Consider the following 19,933-nt stretch of genomic DNA (forward strand, 5'->3'; position numbering starts at 1 on the left):
AAAAAAGGATCATCCTATATTTGAACATAAAAGGCAAACAGATGGAAACTTGGCTCGAACCACTCGAACTGGAAGGGAAATTAGTGAAGCTGATTCCTTTGCAAAAGTCACACAAAACAGACCTTTTAAAGGCAGCGACCGATGGGAAATTATGGGAATTATGGTACACATCGGTGCCTTCGGAAACTACCATTGACAATTACATAGCAACGGCACTGGAAGATCAAAAAGCTGGCACTGCCCTTCCATTTTGCATTGTAGACAAAAGCACCAATACCATTGTGGGTTCCACAAGATATTTGAATGGCGAAGCCCAAAATAGAAGAGTAGAAATCGGGGCAACCTGGTATGCCAAAAGCGTGCAGCGGTCGGGTATCAATACGGAATGCAAATATCTTTTGCTGAGTCATGCCTTTGAAGAGCTCAACACCATAGCTGTGGAATTTAAGACCCATTTTTTCAATTTCCCATCGCGGAATGCCATCCTCCGCTTAGGGGCAAAACAGGAAGGAATTATAAGGAACCATAGGATTGATGCCAATGGAAAGTACCGGGATACCGTCATCTTTTCCATATTGGAAAGTGAGTGGCCCACAGTAAAACATTCCCTTGAGTATAAAATGAACAAAAGATACTAGGCTTGACATTTCTTTAGAAGCTGCGCGAAGTTAAAACTGGCCTGTTCCAAGTTTTGAAAGCTTTTTGCCTTGGCCTGCTCCAATGAGCCTATTTGATTGAGAATTGAAACTGCATAACTAAGCCCAAGGCGCTGCATTTCTTGTACTGAAATGTCCACTGAACCACAGAGGGCCGCAACAGGAATATTTCGCTGCTTTGCCATTTTCAACACCCCATTAATAGTTTTCCCAGACAGGGTTTGTCCATCCAATTGCCCTTCTCCCGTGATTATCCAATCCGCATCCTGTAAAGCTTCTTGGAATTGGGCCATTTCCATAATCAAATCCACTCCTGAGGTAAGTTCTGCATCCAAAAAAACAACTGCCCCAGCACCCATGCCCCCTGCGGCGCCAGCCCCTGAAATTGACTGCATATCCATATCTGAAAATTCACGAATCACCTCAGCAAAATTGCGGAGTCCAGTATCCAGAAGTTCCACTTCCTTGGTCGAAGCTCCCTTTTGGGGACCGTATACATAAGCTGCCCCATTTTTCCCATATAGGGGGTTATTCACATCGCAAGCCACTTTAATTTTTGCCGTTTTCAACTTGGGCAGAGCCTCAGAACCATCTATCCGAAATACCTTTTCCAAATTCCTCCCGATGGGATTCAGGGTATTTCCGTCTTTATCTTTAAAGACATAGCCTAAGGCAGATGCCATACCCATCCCGGCATCGTTGGTTGCGCTGCCCCCTATACCCAAAACGATTTCCTTGGCTCCCTTTTTAAGGGCGTCGGCGATCATCTCACCTGTGCCGACAGTAGTGGTATCCATGCAGTTCAACTCACTTTTGTCCAAAAGCTTATACCCAGATGCTTCCGACATTTCAATGTAAGCGATTCCCTTGTGTTTGGAGAGCAAATAGCTGGCTTCGATTTCTCGAAACAATGGGTCTTTCACCTTGATGGTTTCTTTATTGGCGTCCAAGTATTCCTTGACCACCTCCAAGGTACCATCACCTCCATCTGCTAAAGGTTTTTTAATGATTTCCGATTTGGCGAAGACCATTTTTAGTCCATTTTCTACGGCCTCACAAAACTGGAAACCGGTTAATGAGCCTTTATATTTATCAGGAGCGACAACAAATTTCATTCGAAAATGGCATTAGCTAAAAAACTTGGGCAATCCAATGCTAAAGAGTATAATTAGCAGGAAAAAGCCAAGTAAAATATACAATTCCTTTCTTCCAGCGTAATATACCACTTCCAATCCTTTATTGGCCTTTCTTTTAATGATATGACTAAAAACAACAGCTACAAGTATTGTGACCAAACACCCAATGGCATTCCACCAGAACCAAAAAACTTCCGGAACATAAAGCCATAGGTACATATTGAAAAGTACCCCCACCACGATTCCCAAATTGGCACCCAGGGCATGGGTTTTTTTGGTAAGAATTGCCAACACAAAGGCAGCTAATATAGGACCATAAAAGACGGAACTCACTTTATTGATCACTTCTATGACCGTCCCCTCGATATTTCCGGCAAAGAAGGCGAAGAACAAACAGACCAATCCCCAAAATAGGGAAAGCAATCTGGATGTGAACACATACTTTTTATTGTCCATATCAGGTTTGAACCTCTTTACAAAATCCTCCATGGTAACGGCGGAAAGGGAGTTGACCGTTGAGCTTAAGGACGACATGGCCGCGGACATGATTGCTACGATCAGAATTCCAATAATACCATTAGGCAGGTAGTTGATGATAAAAACCGGCACCATCAGGTCGGCCTTTTTTCCTTCCAAAGAATCAATGTTTGCATTATATACTGCATCCATAGTTGCTTGAAAACCTGCATCTTGCAACAATAACGTTCCAAGCACCAAACCCATGATACAATAGGTAAGGGTCAAGGGGAACCTAAAAAGACCGTTGGCCAACAATAGTTTCTTTATGGTGGGCATGCCTTTGGCCGAAAGCAATCGCTGTGATTGCGTTTGATCTGTTCCATAATAGGAAGCATACAGGAAAAAACCTCCAATCACCATGGGCCAAAACCCGAATTCATCCTGCTTGTCGCCATTATTGAATCCCCATTTACCAAAATCAACGGCGGTAAGCCGTTCTTGATCCACATGAGTAAGGAAATTTTCAAAACCACCCAATTCGCTAATACCATAGGCAAGGCAAATCACGATCCCCAGGAACAAGATTACCATTTGAATGACATCCCCCCAAATCACGGCTTTCATTCCACCTTGAAAAGAGTACACCAAAGTAATTACCCCTATGATGAGGATGGAAATCCAAAAATCCACCCCAACGGTGGCCTGTAAAATCAGGGCCATGGTATAGACCATCACACCTGTTGCCACTGACCTACTCACCTGAAACACAAAACTGATCAGCAAGCGGGAAGAGGCATCGAATCGTTTTTCCAAATATTCATAGACGCTGACAATTCCGGATTTATACAAGCTTGGAATAATCGCGATGAGTAAAAAGGCCATGGCCAAGGGCACCCCAAATTCATAGGTAAGCCATTGCAGTCCTCCTCCATCCTTTAATCCCACAAAGGCCGGTGCGGAAATAAAACTGATGGCCGATAATTGGGTAGCCATGGTAGAAAGGCTCAAGGGCAACCAACCCATACTTCGTCCCCCTAAAAAGTAATCCCCGGAGCTTTTGTTTTCCTTGAAGAAATAGCCGATTCCCAAAAATCCAACCAAATAGACCACAATGATGATGTAATCGATGTAATTCATAATCTATGCTTTAAGTTCTCTTTGACACCGGCGTGCCATTCCGATTTAAGTAATCCCAACAGTACCGCATCCGCCCTTCCAGGACCCTTGATGGAGGGAAAAAGATTACGTATCTTGCCTTCCCGTGTGCAGCCAACACTTTCCATGGCAGCGATGCTTATTTTGTTCTCGGCATGGGCACCCAGACCTACCCGTTCCACTCCAAGTTCCTCGAATGCAAACTGAAACATTAGGAACTTACAGTTTTTGTTCAACCCCGTGCCCCGGGATGTTTTGCCATACCAAGTGTACCCCAGTCGAATCGTGTTAAGGTCTTGCTGGTAATCAAAAAAACGAGTTGAGCCGATAAACTTCCCCTGCATCTTATCATAGACCGCAAAGGGGTATTCCTTATGTGCTTTTCGCGAGGCAATAGCATCTTCCACATAGTGCTGAAAATCCTCTCCTCCATCTGACCTCCCCAAAAAGTAGGTCCAAATGGCTTTTTCGGAGGCAATTTCTTTGAGTTCATCCAAATGTTCAGGCATCAAAGGCTCCAATCGGACCCGTTGGTTTTCCAGCACATAGGATTTGTCAAAGTCGATGGGCATATTTAAATCTTAGGATTCATCTTTTAAAAAATCAATCAGCAAAGCTGCGCTCCAAGAAAAATTATCCCCTCCATAGCCGTTTTTTTCTGCATCGGGGTTGTCTTTTCTGGAATCAAAATATTCGAAGAACCCATTATTATCTATGAGCTCCAGAGAGTCATTTTTTACACGTTGCGCCAAGTCTGTAAAACCATATCGCTTAAGCCCGTGATGTAGCATCCAGTTGAGATTTATCCATACCGGACCTCGCCAATACTTGCGTGGATTGAATCGTTCATGGGTTGGGTCAAATGAGGCACATAGATAGCGCCCTTCGTCCCCAAATTTATCCATTAAGGTGTTCACCAAAATTTTGGCCTGTTCTTGGGTTGGCGCACCCGCATAAAGTGGTGTGAAAGAAGAGGAGCAGACGTACAGAAGCTGTTTGTTGTTTCGCAAATCGAAATGCACATAGGCCCCCAAGTCCTCATTGAACAATTTGCTATTGAGGCCAGCTATACTTTGCGCTTGCTTTTCCCCTAAAAATGAAATCTTGTCCTCATTCCCCCCCAAACGACCATACAACTTGATCAGGGCTTCATTAGATCGAATGAGCATGGCGTTAAAGAGCGGGTCCAGCACCAAAAATGGTGAATGTTCCGCGATTTTGGCATCGTCATAGTTGTATTTCTTGGCGATGTCGATAATATATAGGTAATGGTCGTACTCCCTTTTTGATGGTCTTTGGGCCGGGTCCACATGAGTGGTGTCCCTGCGTTCAAACTCGTATTCCGGGGGATCCATGGTGTCCCAAATATCATCCCATATGGGAGAATTATCCGTACCAGACTCCCAGTTGTGGTAGATATATACCAAGCCATTCTTTTCCAAATCACGATGCGTATAGAAGTATTCATGATTGTGGTATACCTTGTCAATATGTTTTGCGATAAAGTCCAACATCTCATGACTTTCCCCCGAGATTTCCAGAAGTCTTTCCAAAATAAAACCGGTTACCGGAGGTTGGGTCATCCCCGTAGAGCGATACTTTTTTGAAGCTTGTGGATGCAAATGCGATTGATGAAAATCGGGACCAGGGAAATAGGAATCGCTATCGTTATGGAAAACAATATGCGGGATAAATCCATTTTCCCATTGGGCATCCATCAAGGTTTCTATTTCCCCCATGGCCTTTTTCAAATCGTAGTGGGCAAATCCCAAGGCTATAAAACCAGAATCCCATTTCCATTGAAATGGATATAATCCCTCGCTGGGGATGGTAAATCCCCCCTCTTGAAAATTCCTTTCCAAAACCTGAATTGCGTTGTCTATCAATTTCTCTTTCATAAACGTATGATAAAACGTATTGGCGGTCCTTACCGCCAATACGCTACATGAACTAAAAAACTAACTTAAACTATTTTTAGCTGACTAAAAATTGAACGTTGCCGTGAGGAAGAACCTTCTAGGTAAAATTGGACGTCCAAAGAAAAAATCCTGGTTTCCAGCTTCCCCGGCAACACCCGCCCTGGGGTTACCTTCGGTAATTCCGTCACTATCAAATAAATTAAATATAGAGAATCCCAATCGTACGGAGTTTTCATCATTGGTATTAAAGGTATACCCTGCTCCCAAACGGGCAATGGTAATGGCGTCCAGTTCCACATCGTTGATATCCGAAGTGAATTTTTTTCCAGTATGATTTAGAGAGAAAAGGGCGTCAAAAGCTCTATCGTCATAGTTCAATGCAATGCTTCCCAAAATGTTGGGTTGTCTCGCCAATTCATTTCCTTCGTTTGTAACTGTAGAACCACCATTAACCAAATCTTCTTGAATATTTTTCGTGATTTCATGATTCTGATAAGTAGCAGTTCCTTGCAGGCTCAACACATCGGTAAAGCGATAATCCCAAGTGGCTTCAAGTCCAAAAGTGGAGGTGTTTTGCTCGCTTCGTGTTTGATCCACCAACAATCCACCTACAATGGCCTGGTTGATTCTTACCCTATCTTTTAGACTTACGTAATAGGCCGCAGCAGAACCTGAAAATTTGGAGGTCCCAAACTTGGCACCGGCTTCAAACTGGATAATGTTTTCTGCATCATAGTTGGATTCCGGTATTCCTGCCACGGGAGCAAAGCTTCTGATCTGCGGAAAAAAGAACCCTCTAGAAAAGTTGGCGTACAAATTGGTGCTTTCCGACAGTTCGTAAAGTCCCGCCAGGGATACCGCCCAATCCGTCGCACTGATTCTGGCCCGGGTAAAGCTGCCATCCGCAAACTGTACATTCCGCAAATCATCGGTCAGCTCAGCATTGTCATAAACAGCGGATTCAACCAGTCCCCCATTGCTAAAGTTTCCTTCTGTAGATTCCAATCTAAACCCAACATCAAATCGCCATCTATCAAAAACCATTTCATCCGTGATGTAGAATGCGGTGCGATTTTGATCTAGGAATCTGTTGGATGTCATTCCCACACGATTGGTGAGGCCTCCTTCAGAAAAAATTACGTTGGCCCCGCCGGCATCGGTATAGCTCAAGTTCACCAATCTTGGGTTGTTATTGAACTCGGAAAGCACGCGGTACTGGTAGTTAACATCTTCGGCCTCGGTCCTAGACAAGAAGGTACCCAAGGTGAAGTTGTGGAAGCCATCGTTGGACCTTAAGGTCAAAGACGCTTCTCCAGAATAATCGGTCATGGGTCGTAGTCGGTCCACATGAAGGTTGTCCACTACCAAATCCGAACCATTGATTTGTGCATCACCACCTCCTTGATAAGTAGCACTAAAACCAAGGTTTCCCGGAGCCACACTTTCTACATAGTTATTCAAAGAAATTGGATTTCCGTTGGTTCCATTTCCACCCACGTAAAGGGCAAAATTGTGTTCGTAGTTGGCATAACGCACTTTGGATTTAAATCTGAGGTTATCAGAAAAATTATAGGAGAAATCCCCCATGATATAGCCACCTTTGGTAAAGACCCCATCTTCTATAGGGCTTTCATAAACGCCACCCGCAGTCAGAAACGAGGTTTCTTCCAATTGCCCGGAAAGCAACTGCTGAACGGGTTCTCCATCATTTCCATTAATTCTTTCCCTATCGGCACTCAATGGCAAAGGCAAATAAAATTGAGCCCTATCATTAATAAATTGGGCATGTACGGTAAAAGTTCCCCGCTCAAAGCGTTTTTTGATATTTCCACGAAACTGCACCCCTCTGGTAGCAAGGCCAGTATCTAATGGGCCTTGATCTGTTCTTACAAAACCCGTAAAGGCATAAAAGGTATTGGAGTCCTCCCCGCCAAGTCGGCCTCCACTATAGAAGTCTGTTTTCAAACGGTCGCCATCTCCCCATTCCACATTAATGGTGTTCCCAGGATTGGTGTCTCCTGTTTTACTGGTATAGTTTATAATTCCCGCAACTGAACCGGCACCATATAGGATAGCGGCACCACCACGTACAAATTCGACACCTTTGAATCCAATATCTGGTCTGGCATACACATCGTGCGCCGACGAGTTTAACCCAAAAGAGCTTATCAATGGCATACCATCATATTGCAAGGGATTAAACACATATTGTCCTCCCGAAGGGAGACCTCTTACAAATAAATTCGTGGCCGTTTCACCACCACCACCTTCTGCGGTAATACCAGGAACGGTTCGTAAGATATCTGCCTGGCTATTGGCGGAGAGCTTGGTAATTTCAGCCATTTTCTTGGAACTGATCGACAGCGGTGCCTGCTTCTGTGACCTAAAGGTACTGGAGGCCGTAATCACCACTTCATCCAACTGTTGTCCGCTTTCTTGCAAAACGATATCCAATGTTATGGCAGAGCCATTTAATTCCACAGTATTTTCCACTGCGGTAAATCCCACAAAAGACACTCTTATGGTTTGGCTCCCGGTCAAATTGGTGGTCAATAGAAAATTGCCATCAAAGTCCGTAGTGGTCCCCTCTGTGGAACCCATAATCAGCAAATTCGCCCCAAGAATTGGAACTCCGGCTTCATCCTTCACGTTGCCCGTAATCTCGGTTTGTGCGATGGCCGTCCCAAAACATAAAAGGGTAATTATCGCAAAGACTAATTTTTTCATAATCATTCAGTAATTAGTTAGACGTTTTTGAGTTATGTTATGTTTTTGTCAACAACAGGCTAAAATTATTTGAATACCCTAATGATTTTACCAATTTTTTAGGAATTTGCTATGCAAACGTTTGCGAAAACGTTTGCGAACCACTTTATTTTATTATTTTGGTTTTCCTTCGATGTCAATCCACATGAAAAAGAAGCAAAACATCACGTTAAAAGCACTGGCGAAGACGCTAGACCTTTCCATATCCACGGTATCCCGAGCCCTTAATGACCATCCGGATATTAGCTGGGAAACTAAGGAACGGGTAAAGACCTTGGCCGATAAACACAATTATGTTCCCAATCTGTTCGCTAGTGGATTTAGAAGTCATAGGACACATATACTTGGAGTCATAGTTCCCAACATCTCCCATTACTTTACCACCACTATTTTAAAAGGGGTTTTGGAGGAAGGTGAGAATTTGGGCTATCGGGTAATTATCTCCGAATCCAAGAACGACGAAAAAAAGCAGTCAGAGATGCTACGGACCATGGTGCAGTTTGGGGTGGATGGGGTGTTGATGGCGTTGTCCCGGAAAACCAAATCCGTGGATGAAATTCTGAAGGTGATGAATCGTTTGCCATTGGTTATGTTCGATAAAGTTTCCGGGAAAATTCCCTGTACCGAGGTGGTTATCAATGAGGAGGAGGCCGCCTACAATGCGGTGGAGCATTTGATCAATACCGGAAAAAGGCGCATTGCCATTATCAAAGAAACCGAAGGGTCCTATAATTCTGAAAAGCGATATCAAGGGTACCTAAGAGCTCTAAAAGAGTACCATATTCCCGTCGACGAGAAAATTGTGCTCAGCACAGAGGACATCTCATTGGCAAAAGGCCGGATGATGGCCAATATTCTTCTCAGTCTCAAAACGCGACCTGATGCCATCTTTGCCATCACGGATAGTGCCGCCATTGGGGTGATCAAGGCCTTGAATAAATTCAAGGTAAAGATTCCGGAAGAAATTGCGGTGGTTGGTTTTAGCAATTCGGCCAGCTCCACGATTATCAATCCGTCCCTCACTACAGTAGATCAACCCGGAAACAAAATCGGGAGGACTGCAGTCAAATATCTTATCGACGAAATTGAAAATCCCAAGGAAGACATGTTCTCCAAAACCATCGAGATCAAAACCAACCTTATTGTTCGCGATTCATCCTTTAAAGCGTAATTTTGGAATGGAAGTTGCAACCACATCTAAAAATATATCATGAAAAAAACACTTATTCTATTATTATTTACGGCATTTACTATGACAACATATTCGCAATCCAAGAATTTTCTGGATATCCCCTATCTGGAAACATCAGCACGGGTAGACACCTTGGTGTCCCCGGATAAAATCTATTTGAACATCACCATCCAGGAAAAAGATTCCAAAGGGAAGAAATCCGTGGAAGAGCAAGAAAACAAGATGGCCAACAGTCTAAAGAATTTAGGTGTTGATTTGGAAAAGCAGTTGGTCATCAAAGACTTGAGCAGCAACTTTAAAAAGTATTTTCTTCGCCAAAAAGATGTGTTGAAAAGTAAACAATACTCGCTTTTGGTGTATTCCGGAAAAGAGGCCGGTGAAGTGTTGATGGCTTTGGAAAAATTGGGAATAGCCAACACTTATTTGGAAAAAACAGAGTATTCCAAAATGGACGCCTTGGAATTGGAGCTGAAAACAAAAGCGGTGGCCAAGGCCAAAAAGAAAGCGGAGGCACTTACCTCTCCGTTAGGCCAAAAGGTTGGGGCGGCCATTCACATTTTGGATACCTCAACCCCCTATTACCCAAGATACAACCAAGCTCCTAGAATGGAAATGAAGGCCATGTCTATGGATATGGCTGAGGCCGAGCCTTTGGATATTGGTTTTGAGAAAATAAAAGTGGAGACCTCTGTCAATATTAAGTTTGAATTGTCCAAATAAGTCCCTTCCAATCGTCATTGAAAGAAAAGGGAATATCTTATGAGAGCTTTTATTCTAATTTTTCTTTTCGGAAGTGGACTGCTTTGCGCACAACACACAAAACAACTTAAGGCCGGGGAGACTTCCCCGAATGCTTCCCTGGATGATCTGGGCTGGATTGAAGGGCATTGGCGCGGGGAGGCCTTGGGCGGAATTGCTGAAGAAATCTGGAGTCCTGCCTTGGGTGGCTCTATGATGTTCTCGTTTAAAATGGTGCATGAGGGCAAGGTGACCTTTTATGAACTTGGGCATATCCAGCAACAAGATTCCACGCTCATCTTGCAACTCAAACATTTCAATGGGAATCTAAAGGGGTGGGAAGCCAAAGAGGAGACGGTTGATTTTAAGCTGGTGGCCTTGGAGAAGGACAAGGTTTATTTTGAGGGGCTCACCATGGAAAAAATCAATGCGGACCAAATTCGGGTTTATGTTGTCATGAAAGACGACGACAAAACGGAAGAATTGGTTTTCAACTATAAGAGGTACAACTAAAATGATCAGCCCAAGAGTGAAAGGGCAGCGTCAATCATTTTTTTCAACTTTTTTGGATTTGGGTCCACCTTGGTCACCACCCGAAGTCCACTGTAAACGGTATAGAACAAACTTCCTAGACTACTGGCATCTTGTGTCGGTTGAATTTGACCCTCATCAATTCCTTTTTGGATATAGGAAACAAACAGATTTTCAACGGCGGATTTATTCTCATTCAGAATATGTAGCAAGCTGTCGTCACCGGGAACCAATTCGGTGGTAGTGTTTACCACAAAACAACCTTTTCTGGGTTCTTCATGGGCTTCTTCAATTGCGGTGTGGAACAACTTTATAAATCCTGCCTTCACAGATTTTTCCTTGGCGAAGAGACTTTTAAGCCATTCTTGGGTTGACGCTCGATAACTGGCGAAAGCCCTGTTAAAGAGCTCTTCTTTCCCCCCGAAGGTATCGTAAAGGCTTGCCCTGTTTATACCTAGTTCAGTGACCAAATTTTGCATTGAAGTAGCATGGAACCCTTTTTCCCAAAAGAGTTCCATAGCCTTGTTCAATACTTCTTTTTCATCAAATTGTTTGGTCCTTGGCATGGCAATGGAATCGATATTCCAAAAGTATCCAAAAAACTACACTTGGGCCAGTCCGCCATCCACTGGAATTTCAGCACCAGTAATATAACTGCTGTCCGAAGACGCTAAGAAAAGGGCGGTGGATGCAATCTCTCCAGCATTGCCAAATCTCCCCAAGGAAACCAATGATGGAAAGGTTGAGGCCATAGCATCAATATTCTCCTGTGGCACATTGTGCTTTCCGTAAATAGGTGTGTCTATAGGACCGGGAGCAATCGCATTTACACGGATGCCTTTAGGCCCAAATTCCGCGGCCAATGTCCTGGTCAACGATCGTAAGGCCGCCTTGCTGGAGGAATAGGCTGCCATTCCTGCAAAGCCCTTTACGTTGACAATGGAGGTGTTGAAAATAATGCTGGCCCCTTCGTTGAAATGGTCATACGCCTCTTTAATAGTAAAGACCGGACCTTTCACATTTACGTCGTGCACCTCATCAAAAATCTCTTCGGTAAGGTCGTTGATGCCTTCTACCCTAAAAACACCTGCATTCAGGAAGAGTACATCAATTTTTCCAAATGCCTCCACGGTAGTTCTAATCAAGTTTTTGCTGTCTGAAATACTTGAAGCTTCGGCCTTTATCAAAAGATAGTCTCCTGAAAGTTCTTGTTTTAAGGCATTCAGTTTTTCTTCACTACGTCCGGTCAAAACCACTTTGGCTCCTTCCGAGAGGTATTTTTTTGCGGTCGCAAGACCAATTCCACTTGTTGCGCCGGTTACTACGGCTACTTTGTTTTCTAGTTTTTTCATCGTATCTATTTTTATATTGGAACGTTCATTCTGAAACAAACTTATTACTTTTGGAACAATCATTCCAAATAAAAATTGAAGTTTATTATTTCCTTAACAATTTCATTCCGGTTTTGTATCTTCCCAAAAGCTAAATCAACTCCGTAATGAAAGCAATTTCCTTCCTGTTCACCCTAGTACTTTTCATCTCTTTTGACGGTTACACCCAACGCCGAAATAGAAAACCCGTTCCTCCCACGCAAGTGTTGAAAGATTCCACTTTTCATGGGCTAAAGTGGCGCAATATTGGTCCCTTTCGTGGGGGACGTAGTGTGGCCTCATCTGGTGTTGTGGGTCAACCCATGACCTATTATATGGGAACCACTGGCGGTGGAATCTGGAAAACTGTGGATGACGGGATTACCTGGAAAAATGTTTCTGACGGTTTCCTCAAGACTGGGACTGTTGGCGCCATTGCCGTTTCCGAAAGCAATCCGAATATTGTGGTGGCCGGGATGGGCGAACATGCCGCCCGAGGTGTCATGACCTCCATGGGTGATGGTGTATACAAATCCACAGATGGCGGCAAAACCTGGAAGCATATTGGCTTGGATGAAACCCGACATATTTCGGATGTGATCATTGACCCAACCCATCCAGATATCATTTTTGTGGCGGCTCAAGGAGCACAATATGGTCCCTCCACACAACGGGGTATCTTCAGAAGCACTAACGGAGGGGATTCCTGGGAAAAAGTTCTCAGTGTTGACGAAAATACCGGAGCTTCATCCTTGTCCATGGATATGACCAATCCCCTTATCCTCTACGCTGCCATGTGGCAACATCGAAGATACCCTTGGACCATGGAATCTGGTGGGGCATCCTCCGGGCTCTATAAATCCGTGGATGGGGGCTCTACCTGGAAACCCATGAAGGAAGGTTTGCCCGAGGAATTTGGTAAAGCTGGCATCTCGGTATCCCGTGCCAATCCGGAGCGCGTTTTTGCCGTAATTGAAGCTGAAGGGAAAAAAGGTGGGGTGTACCGAAGTGATGATGCTGGGAAAAAGTGGACCCAGATCAACTCCAACCGAATCAATATTGCACGATCTTGGTATTATATGGAAATCTTTGCCGACCCGCAGAATGAGAACATCGTTTATGTGCTCAATGCTCCGGTGACCAAATCCATAGATGGAGGTAAATCCTTTACGCCACTGCCCACCCCGCATGGGGACAACCATCACTTGTGGATCAATCCCAATGACAATTCCAAAATGATCAACTCCAATGATGGGGGTGCCAACGTTTCCAACAATGCCGGCAAAAGCTGGAGCAGCCAGAAAAACCAACCTACGTCACAATTTTATCGTGTAATCACAGATAATTTGGTACCCTACAATGTTTATGGGGGTCAACAAGACAATTCGGCCATCGCCATTGCCAGCAGAACCAATGATAATGGTATCGATTGGAAAGACTGGTATTCCGTAGCAGGCTGCGAAAGCGCCTATTTGGCCTTCGACCCAGATAATCCTGAAGTCGTTTTCGGTGGCTGTTACCAAGGCATTATTGAGAAGTGGGTGAAAGCATCCAACGAGGGAAAACCAATCAAGGAATACCCAGAACTTGGCCTAGGCAAGGTTCCGAAAGACTTCAAATTCCGATATAATTGGAACGCACCGATTATTAGTTCTCCCCATGATCGGAACACCATCTACCATGCAGGAAATGTTGTTTTTAGAACCTCGGATGCCGGACAAAGTTGGGAGGTCATAAGCCCAGATTTGACTCGGAACCAACTAGAAAAGCAAGGTCTCGGCGGGGGGCCTTACACCAATGAGGGTGCGGGTGGCGAAAACTATAATACCCTGATGTATCTTGTGGAGTCTCCCCATGAAAAAGGGGTTTTATATGCCGGAAGCGACGATGGACTGGTCCATATCACCAAGGACGGTGGACAAAACTGGGAAAATATTACCCCACCCAACCTTGCGGAAGGAATTATCAACAGCATTGAGGTTTCCCCACACGATCCCGCCACAGCTTATATGGCGGTAATGCGCTATAAATTCATGGATTTGAAACCCTACGTTTTCAAAACCAATGATTACGGACAAACCTGGACCAAAATCACCAACGGCTTTACCAACAAGCACACTTTTGTTCGTGCGGTACGGGAAGACAAAAAACAAAAAGGTCTCCTTTATGCCGGAACCGAAACCGGACTCTATATTTCTTTTGACGATGGCATGAACTGGCAACAATTTCAACTGAATCTTCCCGTAGTACCTATCAATGACCTTATGATTCAGGACAACGACTTGGTGGTGGCCACCGCTGGCCGCTCCTTTTGGATTTTGGATGATCTGGGCGCTATTCAAGGCAGTAAAGGAGTTGGAAACGCACTACATATTTTCAAACCGAAAAACACGTATAGGTTGTTCGGACAAAGTCCAGAAAAACTACCTCCGGGGTTGGGACAAAATCCCAAGCAAGGAGTCACTTTGGATTACTTCCTACCCAAAAAAGCGGATTCCTTAAAGTTGACATTGGAAGTGCTTCAAAATGGCGAGGTCATTCGGACCTACACCAATTCCAAACCCAAGGATTTTAAGACTTGGCCTGGTGGCCCGCCAAAACCTGCGGTGCTTCCTTCCAAAAAAGGATACAATCGCTTTACTTGGGATTTTAGGAAAGAAGCCATTCCGGCTATTGACAAGGTTTTTGTCTTTGGAAATTATAATGGAGCACGGGTAGCACCAGGAACCTATTCCCTGCGTATGACCTTGGAGAACGAAACTGTGGAAACCGAGGTGATCATCCTTCCCAATCCCAAATTACAAGCTTCACAAGCCGCTTATATGGAACAGCAGCAGGTTTTGGGCCAAATTGAAGAAAGTCTTCATGGTATGCATGAGGCAGTCAACCAAATGCGTTCGGCAAAAGCACAATTGAAGGCATATGGGAAACTCTTAAAGGATAAGGCTGCTGCCGAAGAACTTGTTCAACTGGGCGATTCTCTAGTGAAACGTATTAGCGCATGGGAAGAAAAATTGATTCAACCCAAGCAGAAGACCTTTCAGGATGTAATCAACTTCAATAACCAACTGAATGCCGACTTTATGCACCTGAAAGGTTTTGTTGATGTGGCCGAACCTCAGGTGACCACCGGAGTGAAAGAGCGATTACGTGACCTTCTGGACCAATGGAAGACCTTTGAAAAAGAAAAGAACGCCTTGGTCCAAACGGAAATGACGAAGTACAATAACAAATACAAAGAACTTCAATTGCCAGCCATCCTATTGGACGATTAGTATTAAAATATGCACAAGCAGTTCATAGCGGACAAGAAATATAAAGGAGAGGATTATTCCCAAAATCCCCTTCCTAGGGCGGATTATGAAAACTGCGTGTTCACCAATTGTAATTTTGCGGGAGGGTTTTTGGACAACCAGAATTTTATGGAATGTGAGTTTGTCGACTGCGACCTTACCAACACCAATATCAAACACACCATTTTTAAGGAAACTGTCTTTCGAGGAAGTAAATTGGTAGGCCTCCGCTTTGAAGATTGCAATGATCTACTACTATCGATGCGGTTTCAATCCTGCAATCTTACCTTGGCATCATTCTTTGGGCTTTCACTCCAGGGCACCCATGTAGTGGATTGCCTCTTGGTGGAAACCGACTTCTCCGAAGCAGATCTTTCTCAAGCGTTATTTGACCAGTGTAATCTGGAAAAAGCCCTGTTTCATCGCACCCTGTTGTACCAAACCGACTTTACCACTTCTTTTAATCTAGACATCGACCCCGAACAAAATCAGCTTAAAAAGACTCAATTCAGCAAGGAAAACCTCATCGGTCTATTGAAAAAATACGATATTGTTGTAACCTAACGATGAGGCATGACGGGAAAAAAGTGTTTGGAATGTGGAGACCCTTTGAAGGGAAGAATTGATAAAAAATACTGTTCTGACTATTGCAGAAACGCATATAACAACAGAATCAACAAGGACAGTAAAAACTTGGTCCGCAATATCAATAACCGACTGCGTAAAAATTATCGTATTCTGGATAGTTTTCCCTTGAAAGACGGTAAAACAAAGACCACCAAAATGCGGTTAGTGGACAAGGGTTTCGATTTTGAATACATTACCAATCTGTACACCACCAAAAAAGGAGCTACTTACTATTTTGTCTACGATTTAGGGTACCTACCCCTAGACCATGACCATTACATCATCGTAAAAAGGGAATAAAAAGGAAATGAAAAAGGTTATTTCCAGTTCTGCGCACTCAGTTTAAGTGCTGCGATAACGATATCCTTTCGGCTAATCTGCCCTACCAGGATATCATTTTTCATCACCGGTAATCGTCTTCTATTGTGTTTATCGAACACACCTGCAGCATCAAAGATGCTCATGTCGTGTGGAATGGTCTGGACATTTTTCGTCATAAATCGCTCCACACTTTTGTCCAAAATGGGCTGATTGAAATACCGACTTTGGGAAATTTGCTTCATAGCATCGGCTTCCGAAATGATTCCGACCAAGAAACCATTTTTGTCCATCACGGGGCCACCGGAAATATGGTGTTTGGCAAATGCTTCCATGACTTCCAGAATGGATTGTTCTGGCGAAAAAGTAATCAACTTTTTGGTCATATAGTCCTCTACCAGTATTGGAGCGTCATATTCCTTCTTCGATGCATCTTTAGACCGAACGCCTTGAAAACTCTTGATTGCCATAACGTTACTTTTTGGGTTGATTAATAAATATATGATTTTTTAACGAATTATTTAAATAATTGACAATGAATATGCGAAGCTTTCGTAAATTCATATTTTTAGTTGCCAACTTAATCAAACAATGAAACTTTCCAGAACAATAGCCCTTTTACTCGTCTTTTTCTCTGTCTATTGGAGCTACAAGGCACTTATGCCTGAATACAAAAACGATTCGGAAAAAGCCATGGGCCTTTTTTCCACCGATAGGGCACTTGAACACATAAAAAATATCTCCAAGGAGCCCCATGCCGTTGGCTTTCCCGGACATGCCAAGGTACGGGGCTATCTTATTTCCGAGCTCAAAAAAATGGGCTTGGAAACCGAGATTCAAGAAGGGTATACTGCTGGAGATTGGGCCAATTTGAGCAAAGCCACAAATATTTTGGCAAGAATCAAGGGAACTTCGGAGGGTAAGGCGCTAATGGTTTTGACACACTATGACAGCAGTCCACATTCCTCTTTGGGAGCCAGTGATGCCGGCAACGGTATCGGCACCATTTTAGAGGGCATCAGGGCATTCCTAGCGGAAGGAAGTGGTCCTAAGAACGATATCATTATCCTTTTTTCGGATGCTGAGGAACTCGGTCTTAACGGAGCAGATCTATTTGTAAACAGACACCCCTGGGCCAAAGAGGTGGGATTAGTTATCAATTTTGAGGCCAGAGGTAGCGGTGGCCCAAGTTATATGCTTATAGAAACCAATAGGGGCAATGGAAAGCTTATTCAGGAATTCACTGAGGCCAATCCCAAATTCCCGGTCGCGAATTCGCTTGCCTATAGCATCTATAAAATGTTGCCCAACGACACCGATCTTACCGTTTTTAGAGAGGATGGGGATATCGAAGGCTTTAACCTTGCCTTTATAGATGACCACTACGACTACCATACGGTATTGGATTCCTATGAAAGGCTGGACAAAAACTCATTAGCGCATCAAGGAAGTTATTTAATGCCGCTGCTCAAGCACTTTAGCCAAGCCGATTTGGGCAATCTCAAAAGCTTGGATGACTATATCTACTTTAATCTACCCTTCTTCCGGTTGGTCTCCTATCCATTCGAATGGATTTGGCCCATGTTTGCATTAGCGGTGGTGTTATTTTTGGTTTTGTTGTTTTCAGGGTTCAAGAAGAAACGCCTTCATCCAAAGGAAGTTGCACTTGGTTTTGTCCCAATGCTTGTTACGCTTTTAATAAATGGCCTCATAGGATACCTTGGCTGGTCTGCCATAAAATTTTGGTACCCTGGATTCAACGATATGCTACATGGTTTTACTTACAACGGTCACACTTATATTTTGGTTTATGCGCTGCTTTCACTGGCCATCTGTTTTTGGGTCTACCACCAGTTTAGAAAGACGGGTACCACAAATCTTCTTGTTGCGCCTCTGTTCCTTTGGCTTACCATCTGTGGTTTGGCAGGCATATATCTACAAGGAGCCAGTTTTTTTATTGTACCCTTGTTCGGAACGCTTGCAGCATTTATGGTGTTGATCAACCAGGAAGAACCAAATCCCTTTTTGCTTGTCTTTCTGGCCTTGCCGGCCATTTTCATCCATTCTCCATTCATTAAAATGTTTCCAGTGGGTCTTGGACTGAAAATGCTGGTCGCTGCCACGGTGTTTACCACCCTATTGTTTTATCTGGTACTACCCTTTTTTGGTCAGCTCAAAAACAAGGATCGACTTGCTTATTTAACCCTTGTCCTTTTTGCTGCATTTAGTATTTCCGGGCACATTAAATCTGATTTTAATGAGAACAGACCAAAACCAAGCAGTTTGCTCTATGTGTACAACACAGATTCGAATGCTACCATTTGGGCTACTTATGATCAGGAGCTTATTGGTTGGAACGCCCAGTTTTTGGGAACCGACAAGCGTGTTCCAGAAGCTGGGGAATTTAAAACCTTACCCAGCAAATACAGAACGGACTTTACCTTTGTACAAGATGCCCCGAAAAAGGAGATTCAACCACCTTTAATCGACACGATCCATGACACGATAATTGGCAATGAACGTATTTTGGAACTCTGCGTGACCTCAAAAAGAAAAGTCAATCGCCTCGATATCTACTCCAATCCCATTCGCCTGAATACTGCCAAGGTAAATGGCATTGTGTTGTCCGATGATTTTCTGAAGCAAAGAAAAAGAAGATTAATGACCCATTACATCAGTAACAATGATTATACGGAACTGCAGTTGAGTTTCCCAAAGGATTCGATTCTGGAACTTACTTTTTATGAATCCTCAAACGATCTACTCTCCCATGAGGATTTTACAGTTCCCGCTCGACCAGAAAACAGTATCCCCATGCCTTTTGTGCTGAACGATGCCATTTTGGTAACCAAAACCTTAAGATTTGAATAGAAATATTGGTGTATTAGGTTGTGGTTGGTTGGGCCTGCCCTTGGCCAAAACCCTTGTGGAGCAATCCTATTTTGTAAAGGGCACCACGACCTCGCTTGAGAAACTCCCCATTCTAGAAGCGGAAGGAATCACCCCATTTCAAATATCCTTTTCACCTGTGGCAATTGTTGGGGACATCTCCGGCTTCCTTGCAGATTTGGACATTCTTATTGTCAATATCCCACCGAGACTTCGGAGTGGAAACCAGGAAAGCTATATTGATAAAATGAAGCTGCTGTATGGCGCCATAAAAAAGAGCACTATTTCAAAGGTAGTTTTTGTAAGTAGCACATCCGTCTACGGTTCGGTGTTAGGCCTGGTTTCGGAAGAGACAGTAACAAATCCAACCACCGCTTCCGGAATTCAATTACTTCAATCTGAAAAGCTGTTCAGCAGCGACGATGATTTGGAAACTGCAATTGTCCGTTTTGGAGGGCTGATAGGTCCCAAACGGCACCCTGCTACCATGTTATCCGGCAGAAAAAACCTTACCAATGGTGATGACCCTATCAATTTGATTCATCTGGACGATTGTATCCACCTAATTTCCACAATCATACGGTATGGCTATTGGGGAGAAATCTTTAATGGTGTTTTTCCTTCTCACCCCATAAAAAGGGATTATTATACAAAAGAAGCCATTAAATTGGGCATAAAACCTCCTGATTATGTCGATAAAAAAGAACAAAAGCGCGGCAAAGTGATCCAGAGCAGGAGTTTTCTTAACAAAGGCCATGCTTTTCATACTCCCATAGACTCCTAGTTGACAACATCCCAAGAACATTTCACAACAATTAAGATAATTTTAAGTTAATTAAATATTTGATTTTTAATAAGTTATGAAGTCTCACGTTACCTTTGTA

The 19,933-nt window shown here is 43.6% G+C and carries 17 protein-coding genes; 9 read left to right on the plus strand and 8 right to left on the minus strand.

Translation table 11 applies throughout. The annotated features are described in order from the left end of the window. Nucleotides 1-41 precede the first annotated feature (41 nt). The gene (locus BUC10_RS11350) at nt 42-638 is read left to right on the plus strand and encodes a GNAT family N-acetyltransferase (protein ID WP_073179640.1); all 597 of its coding nucleotides are present in this window, start codon (nt 42-44) and stop codon (nt 636-638) included. Here BUC10_RS11350 and BUC10_RS11355 read toward each other — a convergent pair. The 5 genes from BUC10_RS11355 to BUC10_RS11375 all read right to left on the minus strand — a co-directional run bounded on the left by BUC10_RS11355 (nt 635) and on the right by BUC10_RS11375 (nt 8,052). Beyond that, entirely contained in the window at nt 635-1,771 is a 1,137-nt protein-coding gene (locus BUC10_RS11355; RefSeq protein ID WP_073179641.1) for a glycerate kinase, read from the minus strand. The genes BUC10_RS11350 and BUC10_RS11355 overlap by 4 nt on opposite strands. 12 nt (nt 1,772-1,783) lie before the next feature. Then, the gene (locus BUC10_RS11360; protein WP_073179643.1) at nt 1,784-3,388 is read right to left on the minus strand and encodes a sodium:solute symporter family protein; all 1,605 of its coding nucleotides are present in this window, start codon (nt 3,386-3,388) and stop codon (nt 1,784-1,786) included. Continuing rightward, nucleotides 3,385-3,978 carry a GNAT family N-acetyltransferase gene (locus BUC10_RS11365; protein WP_073179645.1) on the minus strand — a complete coding sequence of 198 codons (594 nt, stop codon included), beginning with the start codon at nt 3,976-3,978 and terminating at the stop codon, nt 3,385-3,387. The genes BUC10_RS11360 and BUC10_RS11365 overlap by 4 nt, the downstream gene beginning before the upstream one ends. A 9-nt stretch (nt 3,979-3,987) precedes the next feature. Next, entirely contained in the window at nt 3,988-5,304 is a 1,317-nt protein-coding gene (locus BUC10_RS11370) for an MGH1-like glycoside hydrolase domain-containing protein (protein WP_073179647.1), read from the minus strand. A gap of 84 nt (nt 5,305-5,388) precedes the next feature. Beyond that, complete coding sequence (locus BUC10_RS11375; RefSeq protein WP_073180113.1) at nt 5,389-8,052, minus strand: TonB-dependent receptor domain-containing protein; 2,664 nt, start codon at nt 8,050-8,052, stop codon at nt 5,389-5,391. Between the two features lie 184 nt (nt 8,053-8,236). On the opposite strand from BUC10_RS11375, the gene BUC10_RS11380 reads away from it, so the two are divergent. From BUC10_RS11380 to BUC10_RS11390, 3 genes are read left to right on the plus strand one after another with little or no spacing between them, the layout of a single operon-like run. Then, nucleotides 8,237-9,262, plus strand: a complete 1,026-nt coding sequence (locus BUC10_RS11380; RefSeq protein WP_073179650.1) for a LacI family DNA-binding transcriptional regulator — start codon at nt 8,237-8,239, stop codon at nt 9,260-9,262. A gap of 39 nt (nt 9,263-9,301) precedes the next feature. Next, a complete protein-coding gene (locus tag BUC10_RS11385) occupies nt 9,302-10,003 on the plus strand; it encodes an SIMPL domain-containing protein (protein ID WP_073179652.1) in 702 nt (233 codons plus the stop codon). 39 nt (nt 10,004-10,042) lie between these two features. Further along, nucleotides 10,043-10,534, plus strand: a complete 492-nt coding sequence (locus BUC10_RS11390) for a DUF6265 family protein (protein WP_073179655.1) — start codon at nt 10,043-10,045, stop codon at nt 10,532-10,534. A 5-nt stretch (nt 10,535-10,539) separates the two neighbouring features. On the opposite strand, the gene BUC10_RS11395 is transcribed toward BUC10_RS11390, so the two are convergent. Continuing rightward, nucleotides 10,540-11,118 (minus strand): TetR/AcrR family transcriptional regulator, encoded by a 579-nt coding sequence (locus BUC10_RS11395; RefSeq protein ID WP_073179657.1) that lies wholly within the window; start codon nt 11,116-11,118, stop codon nt 10,540-10,542. Nucleotides 11,119-11,154: 36 nt separating this feature from the next. Next, on the minus strand, nt 11,155-11,904 hold the full coding sequence (locus tag BUC10_RS11400; RefSeq protein ID WP_073180115.1) for an SDR family NAD(P)-dependent oxidoreductase: 750 nt from the start codon (nt 11,902-11,904) through the stop codon (nt 11,155-11,157). A gap of 146 nt (nt 11,905-12,050) precedes the next feature. On the opposite strand from BUC10_RS11400, the gene BUC10_RS11405 reads away from it, so the two are divergent. From BUC10_RS11405 to BUC10_RS11415, 3 genes are read left to right on the plus strand one after another with little or no spacing between them, the layout of a single operon-like run. Continuing rightward, entirely contained in the window at nt 12,051-15,197 is a 3,147-nt protein-coding gene (locus BUC10_RS11405) for a VPS10 domain-containing protein (protein WP_073179659.1), read from the plus strand. Between the two features lie 9 nt (nt 15,198-15,206). Further along, complete coding sequence (locus BUC10_RS11410; protein WP_073179661.1) at nt 15,207-15,779, plus strand: pentapeptide repeat-containing protein; 573 nt, start codon at nt 15,207-15,209, stop codon at nt 15,777-15,779. Nucleotides 15,780-15,788: 9 nt separating this feature from the next. After that, nucleotides 15,789-16,142 (plus strand): hypothetical protein, encoded by a 354-nt coding sequence (locus BUC10_RS11415; protein ID WP_073179663.1) that lies wholly within the window; start codon nt 15,789-15,791, stop codon nt 16,140-16,142. A gap of 17 nt (nt 16,143-16,159) precedes the next feature. On the opposite strand, the gene BUC10_RS11420 is transcribed toward BUC10_RS11415, so the two are convergent. Further along, nucleotides 16,160-16,630, minus strand: coding sequence for a CBS domain-containing protein (locus BUC10_RS11420; RefSeq protein WP_073179665.1), 471 nt, complete (start codon nt 16,628-16,630; stop codon nt 16,160-16,162). Nucleotides 16,631-16,751: 121 nt separating this feature from the next. Between BUC10_RS11420 and BUC10_RS11425 the strand changes: the two genes are divergently transcribed. Continuing rightward, nucleotides 16,752-19,031, plus strand: coding sequence for a M28 family peptidase (locus BUC10_RS11425; protein WP_073179668.1), 2,280 nt, complete (start codon nt 16,752-16,754; stop codon nt 19,029-19,031). After that, on the plus strand, nt 19,024-19,833 hold the full coding sequence (locus tag BUC10_RS11430; protein ID WP_073179670.1) for a Rossmann-fold NAD(P)-binding domain-containing protein: 810 nt from the start codon (nt 19,024-19,026) through the stop codon (nt 19,831-19,833). The genes BUC10_RS11425 and BUC10_RS11430 overlap by 8 nt, the downstream gene beginning before the upstream one ends. The last annotated feature ends 100 nt before the right edge of the window (nt 19,834-19,933 follow it).

Origin of the sequence: Flagellimonas flava (genome assembly GCF_900129665.1) — a bacterium.
In the GTDB taxonomy this organism is placed as follows: Bacteria; Bacteroidota; Bacteroidia; order Flavobacteriales; family Flavobacteriaceae; genus Flagellimonas; species Flagellimonas flava.

What these genes read in the sequence shown, in the direction of transcription:
- BUC10_RS11380 (WP_073179650.1), top strand. Translation starts at nt 8,237, where the DNA reads ATGAAAAAGAAGCAAAACATCACGTTAAAAGCACTGGCGAAGACGCTA.
- BUC10_RS11360 (WP_073179643.1), bottom strand. Translation starts at nt 3,388, where the DNA reads ATGAATTACATCGATTACATCATCATTGTGGTCTATTTGGTTGGATTT.
- BUC10_RS11415 (WP_073179663.1), top strand. Translation starts at nt 15,789, where the DNA reads ATGACGGGAAAAAAGTGTTTGGAATGTGGAGACCCTTTGAAGGGAAGA.
- BUC10_RS11390 (WP_073179655.1), top strand. Translation starts at nt 10,043, where the DNA reads ATGAGAGCTTTTATTCTAATTTTTCTTTTCGGAAGTGGACTGCTTTGC.
- BUC10_RS11385 (WP_073179652.1), top strand. Translation starts at nt 9,302, where the DNA reads ATGAAAAAAACACTTATTCTATTATTATTTACGGCATTTACTATGACA.
- BUC10_RS11375 (WP_073180113.1), bottom strand. Translation starts at nt 8,052, where the DNA reads ATGAAAAAATTAGTCTTTGCGATAATTACCCTTTTATGTTTTGGGACG.
- BUC10_RS11355 (WP_073179641.1), bottom strand. Translation starts at nt 1,771, where the DNA reads ATGAAATTTGTTGTCGCTCCTGATAAATATAAAGGCTCATTAACCGGT.
- BUC10_RS11350 (WP_073179640.1), top strand. Translation starts at nt 42, where the DNA reads ATGGAAACTTGGCTCGAACCACTCGAACTGGAAGGGAAATTAGTGAAG.
- BUC10_RS11425 (WP_073179668.1), top strand. Translation starts at nt 16,752, where the DNA reads ATGAAACTTTCCAGAACAATAGCCCTTTTACTCGTCTTTTTCTCTGTC.
- BUC10_RS11365 (WP_073179645.1), bottom strand. Translation starts at nt 3,978, where the DNA reads ATGCCCATCGACTTTGACAAATCCTATGTGCTGGAAAACCAACGGGTC.
- BUC10_RS11420 (WP_073179665.1), bottom strand. Translation starts at nt 16,630, where the DNA reads ATGGCAATCAAGAGTTTTCAAGGCGTTCGGTCTAAAGATGCATCGAAG.
- BUC10_RS11400 (WP_073180115.1), bottom strand. Translation starts at nt 11,904, where the DNA reads ATGAAAAAACTAGAAAACAAAGTAGCCGTAGTAACCGGCGCAACAAGT.
- BUC10_RS11395 (WP_073179657.1), bottom strand. Translation starts at nt 11,118, where the DNA reads ATGCCAAGGACCAAACAATTTGATGAAAAAGAAGTATTGAACAAGGCT.
- BUC10_RS11405 (WP_073179659.1), top strand. Translation starts at nt 12,051, where the DNA reads ATGAAAGCAATTTCCTTCCTGTTCACCCTAGTACTTTTCATCTCTTTT.
- BUC10_RS11410 (WP_073179661.1), top strand. Translation starts at nt 15,207, where the DNA reads ATGCACAAGCAGTTCATAGCGGACAAGAAATATAAAGGAGAGGATTAT.
- BUC10_RS11370 (WP_073179647.1), bottom strand. Translation starts at nt 5,304, where the DNA reads ATGAAAGAGAAATTGATAGACAACGCAATTCAGGTTTTGGAAAGGAAT.